At 49.2% G+C, this 10,249-nt stretch carries 13 protein-coding genes; 7 read left to right on the forward strand and 6 right to left on the reverse strand.

Annotated features, from left to right (window positions below; all coding sequences use genetic code 11):
* Nucleotides 1–27: 27 nt before the first annotated feature.
* Entirely contained in the window at nt 28–663 is a 636-nt protein-coding gene (gene cbpA, locus ON063_RS13515) for a cyclic di-AMP binding protein CbpA (RefSeq protein WP_214695898.1), read from the reverse strand.
* Nucleotides 664–849: 186 nt separating this feature from the next.
* Here cbpA and pdxK point away from each other — a divergent pair, with 186 nt between their 5' ends.
* Genes pdxK through bshB2 form a run of 3 tightly spaced genes read left to right on the forward strand, consistent with a single transcriptional unit; the run spans nt 850 to nt 2,748 of the window.
* Nucleotides 850–1,674 (forward strand): pyridoxine/pyridoxal/pyridoxamine kinase, encoded by an 825-nt coding sequence (gene pdxK, locus ON063_RS13520; RefSeq protein WP_214785603.1) that lies wholly within the window; start codon nt 850–852, stop codon nt 1,672–1,674.
* 55 nt (nt 1,675–1,729) lie between these two features.
* Nucleotides 1,730–2,101: a YojF family protein gene (locus ON063_RS13525; protein WP_274665480.1), complete on the forward strand. Its 372-nt coding sequence runs from the start codon at nt 1,730–1,732 to the stop codon at nt 2,099–2,101.
* Nucleotides 2,098–2,748 carry a bacillithiol biosynthesis deacetylase BshB2 gene (bshB2, locus tag ON063_RS13530; protein ID WP_274665481.1) on the forward strand — a complete coding sequence of 217 codons (651 nt, stop codon included), beginning with the start codon at nt 2,098–2,100 and terminating at the stop codon, nt 2,746–2,748. The genes ON063_RS13525 and bshB2 overlap by 4 nt, the downstream gene beginning before the upstream one ends.
* 161 nt (nt 2,749–2,909) lie before the next feature.
* On the opposite strand, the gene ON063_RS13535 is transcribed toward bshB2, so the two are convergent.
* The 5 genes from ON063_RS13535 to nhaC form a co-directional block, all read right to left on the reverse strand.
* On the reverse strand, nt 2,910–3,743 hold the full coding sequence (locus ON063_RS13535) for an undecaprenyl-diphosphate phosphatase (RefSeq protein ID WP_274665482.1): 834 nt from the start codon (nt 3,741–3,743) through the stop codon (nt 2,910–2,912).
* A 49-nt stretch (nt 3,744–3,792) separates the two neighbouring features.
* Nucleotides 3,793–4,905, reverse strand: a complete 1,113-nt coding sequence (locus tag ON063_RS13540) for an MFS transporter (protein ID WP_274665483.1) — start codon at nt 4,903–4,905, stop codon at nt 3,793–3,795.
* 165 nt (nt 4,906–5,070) lie between these two features.
* The gene (locus ON063_RS13545) at nt 5,071–5,583 is read right to left on the reverse strand and encodes a type 1 glutamine amidotransferase domain-containing protein (protein ID WP_274665484.1); all 513 of its coding nucleotides are present in this window, start codon (nt 5,581–5,583) and stop codon (nt 5,071–5,073) included.
* Between the two features lie 82 nt (nt 5,584–5,665).
* Entirely contained in the window at nt 5,666–6,250 is a 585-nt protein-coding gene (locus tag ON063_RS13550) for a DNA-3-methyladenine glycosylase (protein WP_271305939.1), read from the reverse strand.
* 84 nt (nt 6,251–6,334) lie between these two features.
* Nucleotides 6,335–7,711 carry a Na+/H+ antiporter NhaC gene (nhaC, locus tag ON063_RS13555; protein ID WP_214695882.1) on the reverse strand — a complete coding sequence of 459 codons (1,377 nt, stop codon included), beginning with the start codon at nt 7,709–7,711 and terminating at the stop codon, nt 6,335–6,337.
* Between the two features lie 217 nt (nt 7,712–7,928).
* Between nhaC and queC the strand changes: the two genes are divergently transcribed.
* Genes queC through queF form a run of 4 tightly spaced genes read left to right on the forward strand, consistent with a single transcriptional unit; the run spans nt 7,929 to nt 10,220 of the window.
* Complete coding sequence (queC, locus tag ON063_RS13560; protein WP_015880476.1) at nt 7,929–8,573, forward strand: 7-cyano-7-deazaguanine synthase QueC; 645 nt, start codon at nt 7,929–7,931, stop codon at nt 8,571–8,573.
* The gene (gene queD, locus ON063_RS13565; protein ID WP_015880475.1) at nt 8,570–9,028 is read left to right on the forward strand and encodes a 6-carboxytetrahydropterin synthase QueD; all 459 of its coding nucleotides are present in this window, start codon (nt 8,570–8,572) and stop codon (nt 9,026–9,028) included. The genes queC and queD overlap by 4 nt, the downstream gene beginning before the upstream one ends.
* Nucleotides 9,010–9,720: a 7-carboxy-7-deazaguanine synthase QueE gene (gene queE / locus ON063_RS13570; protein ID WP_274665485.1), complete on the forward strand. Its 711-nt coding sequence runs from the start codon at nt 9,010–9,012 to the stop codon at nt 9,718–9,720. Before queD ends, queE begins: the two co-directional genes overlap by 19 nt.
* An 11-nt stretch (nt 9,721–9,731) precedes the next feature.
* Entirely contained in the window at nt 9,732–10,220 is a 489-nt protein-coding gene (gene queF, locus ON063_RS13575; RefSeq protein ID WP_015880473.1) for a preQ(1) synthase, read from the forward strand.
* The last annotated feature ends 29 nt before the right edge of the window (nt 10,221–10,249 follow it).

Below are 10,249 nucleotides of genomic sequence, written 5' to 3' on the forward strand. Positions count from 1 at the left end.
TTTCACGTGACGTGAAAGGGCTTTGACTTAGTTGTTCAAGTTCTCGACTTCGACGATTCGGAAGCCTTTTTGTTCAAGCTTGGCGACAACTTTGTTCTTCATGTCTTCTTCGCAATCCGGTGGTAACGTCACGAGTACGCGACGCAACACCTTACTTTTTGCATCAAGCGTCATCAAGCTTGCGATTGACGTATACTTGTTCACGATTTTTGTAATCTTCTCGAGCGCTCCTGCCTGTTCGCTCAAGGCAATCGTCAAGACGTAACTACCTGTGTCACGACTCCATGCCTCCTCGAGCATCCCAAGCATCTTCCCATGCGGAAGAATGCCATAAAACTCATTGCTTTCATCTTTCAATACGGCAATGTATGGCAATTCTTTGATTGAGAAAAAGACTTCGAAGAAGCCGTCGGACTCATGAACGTATTTTTGCGTATTTTTAATGAGCGTCATCACATTATCGTCCATGTTTTCCCCGTTCATTCCATGACGATAAATATGCATCTTATAAATGTTACCGCGGAAAAATTTCCCCGTCTCATCTAAAACAGGCACACAACGATATCCTGTTTCTTCAAGCGTATGAAGCGCTTCCCGCAATGTTGCCTTTTCACTGATTGTGACAACATCTTTCTTCGGGATACATAAGCTATGCACTAACATGCGTTTTCCTCCTAGCCAATAATAAAGTGGTCTACACCCTATTCATTATTATTCCCCAAATATGATGAACATCCTGCATACTTTTTCTGAAAAGTTATGAACACTTCTTGTAATCCTTGCATTTGTCGGAATACGAAAAAGTCGTTATAGTGAAACTATCCAAACAGACAAAGGGGATGGACGATTATGACGATGAAGAAAGCATTGACGATTGCCGGTTCTGATACGAGCGGCGGCGCGGGTATCCAAGCCGACCTCAAAACGATGGAAGAACTCGGTGTGTACGGTATGACAGCTTTGACTGTCATTGTGGCACAAGATCCACATAACGCATGGAACCACGAAGTCTTTCCAATCGACACGACATTGATCGAGAAACAAATTGATACGGTACTCGCTGGGATCGGAGTCGATGCAGTGAAGACGGGAATGCTCCCGACACCTGAAATCATCGAACTCGCAGCACGTAAGATTAAAGAATACGGAATCGAGAATGCCGTCGTCGACCCGGTCATGGCATGTAAAGGTGCGGATGAGATTCTTGACCCGAACGTTGCGGTCGCGATGCGTCAACATCTCGTACCAGTTGCAAAAATCATCACTCCAAACTTATTCGAGGCGCGTATGCTCGCTGGCCTCGATAAAACACCATCGACGATGGACGAAATCAAAGAAGCGGCTCGCCTGATCCATGAGCTCGGCGCTGAGATCGTCATCGTCAAAGTCGGTGGCAAACTTGGTTTCGATACAGCATTCGACGTCTTGTACGACGGAAACGAATTCCGCCTGCTTGAAAGTGAAAAAATCGAGCCTGCGTTCACACACGGTGGTGGATGCACGTTCTCTTCTGCCATCGCGGCTTCTCTCGCAAACGGCCATACGGTCGAAGAAGCGATTGAAATCGGAAAAGAATTTATCACAGAAGCAGTTCGTCACTCATTCCGTCTCAATCAATACGTTGGACCGACGAACCACACGGGATACCGTAAAAAAGTAGCAACACAATCGTAAACAGATGACCCGGAACGTGACGTTTCGGGTCATCCTTTCCATTGGAGGGACAGACGTGAAAGCGATTCAACCTGATCACATTCAGCAATATTTAGACAATCACGTCGCAACACCACTTTTCGTGCATGTCGAGACGACAAATGGTGCCTATGCGACACATAACGACCCGGACTTCCATAACGCCGGGATGTTTATCCGTAATGCCAAAATCGAATATAGCATCGGTCAAATCAAAGGAAACGGACCTTACCGTGTCGGCTTAAAGCTCGATCACGGCTGGCTCTATGTTGAAGGATTGACCGACTATGAGGCGCACGGCGAACAGCTGTTACTCGCCGGTCACGATCGACTCGGTCGACTGGCGTGTGCGCTACACATCGATATCAAACCGCTTCCACAAGGAGCATCGGAGGTGGAGAACCAATGAATGGACCATTACTCGTCATTTTCCCACACCCGGACGATGAGGCGTTCAGCTCAGCCGGAACGATCATCCAACATCGTCAAAAAGGACTTCCGGTCACGTATGTCTGCTTAACACTAGGCGAAATGGGACGCAACATGGGCTCCCCGATTTTTACGACGCGTGAGGAGCTCCCTAAAATTCGAAAACATGAACTTGAAGAAGCTTGTCGGATGATGGGCATCGAAGATTTGCGCATGTGGGGACTTCGTGATAAAACCGTCGAATTTGAGGACGAGGCAGAGCTCGCTGGTCGCTTCCGCGCATTGATTGACGAAGTGAAGCCGGAAACGGTCATCTCGTTCTATCCAGGGTATGCCGTCCACCCGGACCATGAAGCGACAGCACGTGCTGTCGTACGAGCACTTCAGGAGATGGGAGAGACACGACCTGAATTTTTAGGTGTCGCATTCGATCGCCGCACAGAAGAAGAACTCGGACAACCTCACGTGATCGTCGATGTGACGGAAGAGAGCGAGCAGAAGAAAGACTCCCTCTTTGCCCATCGTTCTCAGACGGAAGGTCTACTTCGCGCGATCGACAACGCAGAAAACGCCCACGTCATGGAGTTACTCCAACGTGAGCGCTTCTATCATTATCCGTTCTCATGATTCATAGGCTAGACGGGTCATATAAAGCAATGCCCCAACGGTCCCAAGACCGATTAACGTTCCGAATACTACAACGATTTGTCCCATGTTTTCACCTCTTCTAGACTATACGAACAATTCCATTCATTGGTTTCAAACACGTGCCGTTCGCACGTGTTTTTTTAGAAATAAAGAACGTAAATCACGATGGCCAATACGATTCGATAGACCGCGAACGGCATCAATTTCACTTTGTTGATCAACTTCAAAAAGAACTTAATCGAAATAAGCGCGAACAGAAACGCACTGATGAACCCGACGATAAACACCGGCAATGTATCGAGCGTAAAGTACGTCCATTTGCTATAAAGCGACAACGCACTCGCTCCAAACATGATCGGCACCGCCATAATGAACGTAAAATCTGCTGCTGCTCGGTGACTCATCCCAAGGAGGACACCACCTGAAATCGTCGAGCCCGACCGTGAAAATCCTGGCCATAACGAGAAGCATTGAATCAATCCGACACCAAGTGCTTGCTTATACGTGATGTCATCGAGCGTTGCAGTCGTTTGTCGTTTCACACCTGATAGATCTGCGGCAATCATAAAGAAAGCCCCAATGACTAACCCAATCAACACCGTCTTGACCGAGAAGAGGTGTGTATCGATGTAGTCCTCGAACAATATACCGAGGACACCGGCCGGAAGCAGTCCAATCAAAATATGTATCAGATTGAATTGGCGTACTGTCTCGTTTTGCCTTATTGTGAATAGCGCCTTCGGATTCAGCAACGCTTTGAATCGGTCTTGAAAGACGACAACAACCGCTAAAATCGAACCTAATTGAATGACGATTTTAAACGTGTTTGCCACTTCCTGACCTAAAAACTGACTCGAGTTCAACCAAAGTCCGTCCACGAGAATCATATGACCTGTCGACGAGACCGGAGCGAATTCAGTCAGCCCCTCAACGACTCCTAATAAAAAACCTACGAATAACTCATACCATTCCACGATGTTTCTCCTGTAATTCCTTTAGATTGTTCTCATCATACACTTCTCCTCACCATCTTGCGTCCGTCTTAAGACGTAAAAACAGGCATGGCTTATGGCCCATGCCTGTGAGAATTATCGTGCAGTCGCATGAACGACCCACACAACAAGCCCAATCATTGAATACGCCAAAAATAGAGACAACCCCTAATCCGAGAATGCCAAGATGCCACAGCATCGAGACAGACGATTCCGTCGTCGCTCGAATGGATGAAGGAACTTGATGGTGCAAAAGTCCATAATAAAGTGGCTCCATCGCCCCATAGAGAAGCGCCAACAATCCCATGACACCAATTCCGATTGGACTCGGAAATAAACCGATGAAGAGAAACCCGCCACCAATCACCCAACCGAATCGTTTCAACCAACGTTCCGACGGGGCAACACGCACGATGGTACCTGCGAACAGTTGCCCAGGTAACTGGATCAAGAGCAACCCGCTTGAAATGACACCGAACCAATAGATCGGAACGGACACATCGCGAGCGTACAGTTGCCAAAATTCATCGATGAAGTTAAAAGCGGATACCGCTGCCAAAAAACCGATTGTGACATAACGAAGTTGTCGGTTTGACCAAATGAATTGAAACCCTTTGAACAAATGGCGCCACGTCAAACGTTCCTCCCGCTCTCGATGAGTCGGTTCAACGAGAAATACGCTACATAGTGTCGCCATCATTAAACTCAAAATCGAGACTCCATAGTTCCACTCCAAGGGAAGGTACTGCGCCAACATACTGCCACTCAATGCCGCCACCACAGCGGCCACAATCCCAATCGCGTTCAGCTTCCCAAGAACCCGTTCGAATGACGAAGCTTCATGACTTTCCTGTAAGGACTCGTATAGCAGCGCATTCTCTGCCCCACTTCGAATGACCGACCCAACGGCCGAACAGCTGATCGCGACAAAGAAACCCGTGAACGTGAACGAATACAAAATGACGATAAACGACAGCCATTCTAACGCGACACCGATTTGAACAAGTCGACGCCGTGCCGTATGATCCGCCCATACACCAGTCGGTACTTCGAACAGAACGATGATGAGCGCATACACCATCTCTAAATAAACGACTTCCTGAACGGAGATGCCCCGTGACTCCCAGAACAGCCGTTCAATCACGTATGCGGGAATCAAGCCTTCAAACCAACGAATCCATCCTAATCGGACAACGTTTCGACGAACTTAACTAGGTGAACGTGCTCGTTTTCTCATTTGAATCTCCTCCTTACTTGTCTATTCCCGAAAACACAAAAAAACCACGAGATTCCTCTCGTGGTTGACGTGTTATTTCAATAAGTTGAGAATCTCGCGATTGAACGCCGGAATGTCATCCGGTTGACGGCTCGTCACGAGCTGGTTCTGACAGACGACGACTTCTTTATCCGCATATTTGGCACCGGCATACTCCATGTCGACTTTAATCGATTTATAACCGGTCGCGTCACGACCTTCTAACGACTTCGCCGTAATCAACAGCTGTGGTCCGTGACAGATGGCAAAGACAGGTTTTTTCGCATCCATGAAGGCTTTCGCGAACGAGACGAAACGTTCGTCCTCACGCAACAAGTCAGGAGAGAATCCGCCTGGTAAGAGAAGGGCGTCAAAATCTTCTGGCGATACATCGTCAATCGATTGATCGATGTTCACTTTCGCCTCTCCTTGCTTCCCTTCTACCGTGTTGCCTGCTTTCTTCTCGATCGTCACGACGTCATGTCCCGCATCCACCAATGCGTCACGGGGACCCGTGAATTCTACATCTTCAAACATATCTGTAATGAGCGTTGCTACTTTTGCCATGTTCTAAACACTCCCTCTGTTTGTTTTATGCACATAGGGACTGTTCCACTGGCATGAATCACTTAAACATCATTGCATGCATTCAACGGAACTTCGAGACATACGGATTATCGCGTTCAAAGAAGCGATATGGGTAGTCACGCGCCTCGCCCGTGTTCGGAATGCCGATGCGTGGACCCGCCTCAATCACCATTCCCGTCTCACCTTCAGCAAGATAGAGCGGGTCTTGTTGGAACGAGTGACCATATAAGTCCATCGTGATCCCGAGTGCTTTCGTCAACTTCCCTGGTCCGTTCGTTTGGTCATATCGTTTCACCCCAGGACGGTTCGAAGCAATCCATTCATGTCCTTGAATCGGTTCGACGGCTCGAATCAACACGGCTTCCGGTGTACCAACCGGACCACTGACCACGTTCAGGAGCGTATGTGTATGCATTTGATACGTGTATACATGCCCAGGCTGTCCGAACATGACTTCCGTCCGTTTCGTTCGACGCCCTCCGAAACTATGTGCCGCCCGATCGATGGCACCAAGGTAAGCCTCTGTCTCGACAATCTTCGCGATGATGTCACCTTCCGGATGTCGCCGCACCAAATATTGCCCGAGTAAGGCGCGTGCCAATTCGAGTGTCGGTTGTTCATAAAATGCTAGATCGAGTCGCTTCATCGTTCCACCTCCGTTTTTCCTATTTTCTCAAAAGTCATATGCTGCACACAAAAAAGATGCCCTGCATGGCAGGACACCTCGATATTACGATGCGATTTTAAGTGATTCACGTTGCTTCCCCAATCGGACGTATCCCAAAATGATGGAGAAGACGGGGCTGAGCCAAAGGAAGAACGCAAATGGGGCGTATTCCAATACAGGCACACCGAGTGTCGCTGCGAAGAATGCACCGGAGACACCCCATGGAATGAGCGGGTTGATCACAGTCCCGCCATCCTCAAGCGCACGTGACAAGTAGCGTGGGTCAATTCCACGATCGATAAACCCTTGTTTGAACGCCTGTCCTGGCAAGAGAATCGACAAGTACTGTTCCCCTGCGAGCAAGTTGACACCGATTGAGCTGAGGACGACCGAGAGGACCGAGCTTCCTGGTGACTTCAAGCGCTCGAGCAACGATTCAACGATTGCTTGGAACACACCGAGTTCACGTAACAAGCCTCCGAATGCAAGGGCGATCAAGACGAGGCTGACCGACCAAAGCATCGATTCAAGACCACCACGATCGAGTACCGTCGCAATCGTCTCATTCTCGACACCTGACTTGAATCCAGACTGCATGACACCGAGCCAGTTCGAGATGCTCCAGTTGCCTTGAACGAATCCAGCCGTCAATACACCTGCGAACATCCCAACGAGCATCGTCGGCAAGACCGGCATGCGGCGGAACGCAAGCACTGCGACGAGCACAGGGGCAATTAACGTGAGCCATGAGAGGTCGAAACGTCCGCTGAGCGCAGCTTGTGCTTCCGCGATTTGTGTCGTGTCCGCGCTTTGACCGCTACGTCCGAGGAACGTGAATAAAATTAACGTGATGATGAACGCTGGAATCGTCGTCCCCATCATGAAGCGAATGTGGTCGAATAATTTGACACCCGCCACTGCCGGCGCAAAGTTTGTCGTATCCGACAATGGGCTCATCTTGTCTCCGAAGAGCGCACCCGACACGATGGCACCTGCAGCGAGAGCTGGCGAGATGCCTAGTGCCGTCCCGATTCCGAACAAGGCGACACCGACCGTTCCGACTGTAGTAAACGCACTTCCTGTGAATGTTGAGACAATCATCGTAATCAATAAGACACTTGGTAAGAACCATTCAGCAGAGATTGTATTTAATCCGATGGAGAGGATCGTCGCGACCGTCCCGGACATTTGCCACACTCCGATGAGCATCCCAATCAACAACAAAATTAACACCGGCATGATCGCTTCACGAATCCCGTTGATCATCGCCGTTTCAATCTGTTTGAAGTCGCGTGAGCGATAATATGCGTATCCACCTACTATTACCATTGTGCCAAAAATCGCCATATGCGGCGTCGCTTTGGCCAAAAACATCAGTGCGAGCAAGGTGATCCCGCTCATCAACACGACGAATACAGCTTCTTTTCCTTTCATCTGCATCGACGTCCCCTCCTTTCGTTATATCATAATCATTTATTATTTCGCCTAACCGCTTAAACGCTTTTATGCACAAAAGCATGTCAGTGATGTTTTTTACTATACTCGCTTCCTTTCTCCCTGTCAAACGTCTTTTTATGATAAATTATATGCTTGAGGGTGACCTCCGGAGTTCGTAACCTCCTCCGACATCAAAACTAGCGAAAAGGAAGTGTGCTTCATGCAACACGAAAAAGCTTTGGTCGTCTTCAGTGGTGGCCAAGATTCAACCACTTGCCTGTTTTGGGCAAAACAACAATTCTCTCATGTGGAGGCGGTGACATTCGCATATGGTCAGCGCCATGATGCGGAAATCGAGGTCGCAAAAGAAATCGCGGCAGAACTCGATGTCCCACACCACATCCTCGACTTGTCCCTACTCGGACAACTCACATCAAACGCGCTCACGAGACATGATCTCGACATCGACAATGCGGACGTCCCAAACACGTTCGTCGATGGACGCAACCATCTATTCTTATCATTTGCGGCTGTCATGGCCAAACAACTCGGTATGCATCACATCGTGACCGGTGTATGTGAAACGGACTTTTCAGGTTACCCGGATTGCCGAGACCAATTCATCAAATCACTCAACGTGACACTCAATTTAGCGATGGATTATCCATTCGTCATCGACACACCGCTCATGTGGCTCGATAAAAAAGAGACGTGGGCACTCGCCGACGAGCTCGGTGCCTTCGACTACGTCAAAGAACGTACGCTCACTTGCTACAACGGTGTCATCGGTTCAGGTTGTGGAGAATGTCCGGCGTGTAAGCTTCGCCAAAACGGACTCACAGCTTACGAGGAGGTGCGCGTATGAAACATGCTCCATTCCTTGCCCCGACCAGTGTCGAATCGAAACAAGAAGGGTCGCTCATCTACTGCCCGCATCGTGTTCAAATCGTCAAAGAAGTGACGTTCGACGCGGCACACCATTTATTTGATTATGATGGCAAATGTCGTGCCCTTCATGGTCACACGTATAAGCTCCAGATGGGTGTCAGCGGTTTTCTCGACAATCGCGGGATGACGCTCGACTTTGGTGACTTGAAAAAAATCTTCAAAGAAGAGCTTGAGCCATATCTCGACCATCGCTACTTGAACGAGTCACTCCCTTATATGAATACAACTGCAGAAAATATGTGTTATTGGATTTTCGAACAGTTGGCGACACACTTGCCAAATGAACGCGACGTGCGCGTCGAATTCGTCCGTTTGTATGAAACGCCGACGTCATACGCTGAGTTCCGCCGTGAATGGTTGGTGGAATCGTGAAAATCCCTGTTTTAGAAGTGTTCGGACCGACCTTCCAAGGAGAAGGACGTGCCATTGGACAGAAGACGATGTTCGTCCGGACCGCCGGTTGCGATTATCGCTGTTCGTGGTGCGATTCAGCATTCACTTGGGACGGTTCAGAAAAACCGGACATGCTAACGGCGGACGAGGTCATCGATCGCCTTGACGCACTCGGTGCGTACGATTACGTCACCATATCGGGTGGAAACCCGCTCCTCATCGCGGCCATGGAGAACCTCGTCGTGAAATTGAAAGAGCGTGGCGTCACACTCGCCGTCGAGACGCAAGGTAGCCGCTATCAAGAGTGGCTCACACAGATCGATGACGTGACCCTCAGCCCGAAGCCTCCTTCGTCTGGCATGAAGACAAACTGGGAACAACTCGACGCCATCGTCGAACGGCTGCGCCCGGAGCAGACGACATTCAAAGTCGCTGTCTTTGATGAAGTGGACCTCGCCTACGCGAAAGAAGTACAACAACGCTACTCACCGGACGTCATGTATTTATCTGCCGGTAATCCAGAGCCAGGTGCTGACGGTGATATCACCGATGCCCAGCTCCGTCGTTTAAAACAATTGTGGGAAGACGTCGCACGCGACCCTTCATGGCAAAGCGTTCGCGTCCTGCCACAACTACACACATTACTGTACGCCAACGAACGTGGCGTCTAAGGAGAATGAACATGAGACCAGAAGACTTACAAGACCTCTCGCTCCTCGGACAGAAGAGCGTCCCTTACATTTTTGAATATACACCTGACGTCCTCGAGGCGTTCCCGAACCGTCACCCGGAGAACGACTACTTCGTCAAATTCAACGCACCGGAATTTACGTCCCTGTGCCCAATCACAAACCAACCCGATTTTGCGACGATCTACATCTCGTATATCCCGGATGAGAAACTCGTTGAGTCGAAGTCATTGAAGTTGTACTTGTTCAGTTTCCGTAACCACGGTGACTTCCACGAGAACTGCATCAACGTCATCGGGAAGGACCTCGTCAAATTGATGGAGCCACGCTATCTCGAAGTGTGGGGCAAGTTCACACCACGTGGTGGCATCTCGATTGATCCTTACTACAATTACGGAAAGCCTGGTACGAAGTATGAGAAAATGGCAGAACATCGTCTGTTCAACCATGACCTCTATCCAGAGACGGTCGATAATCGTTAATCAAAAAGTAGACGCTCCATGGGAGTCGT

It is taken from the genome of Exiguobacterium sp. B2(2022), from assembly GCF_028823655.1.
Lineage (GTDB): Bacteria > Bacillota > Bacilli > Exiguobacteriales > Exiguobacteriaceae > Exiguobacterium > Exiguobacterium aestuarii_A.